Source organism: Pseudomonas sp. HY7a-MNA-CIBAN-0227 (assembly GCF_040310325.1).
GTDB lineage: Bacteria > Pseudomonadota > Gammaproteobacteria > Pseudomonadales > Pseudomonadaceae > Aquipseudomonas.
This window is the reverse complement of the sequence record NZ_JBEOPT010000369.1, coordinates 1-234: the sequence shown is the minus strand read 5'-3', so window position 1 is coordinate 234 and position 234 is coordinate 1. Positions and strand designations below refer to the sequence as shown.

The following is a 234-nucleotide window of genomic DNA, read 5'->3' as shown; positions in this document are numbered from 1 at the left end:
GCCCAAGCGAGGCCGCGATGACGGCCGCCCTGGCAACACAAACCCCCACAGTAGCGCCGCCAATATCCTGCCCACCTAAACGTGAGCAAATCTTGTGATGATCTAGAACAAAATGAGTTTGTCTCAAGACATCCCTCTGCCGACAATGACCGCCATCAATCAGACCATTGGAGTTGTAAGTCATGGCAGTCGCTCATTCCCTCGGGTTTCCACGCATTGGACGCGATCGTGAAC

The 234-nt window shown here is 54.3% G+C and carries 1 protein-coding gene; it reads right to left on the bottom strand.

Annotated features, from left to right (window positions below):
• Positions 1 to 184 (bottom strand): hypothetical protein (locus AAEZ06_RS28300; protein WP_350617530.1); only part of this gene is annotated, 184 nt, incomplete at its 3' end.
• Between the last annotated feature and the right edge of the window lie 50 nt (positions 185 to 234).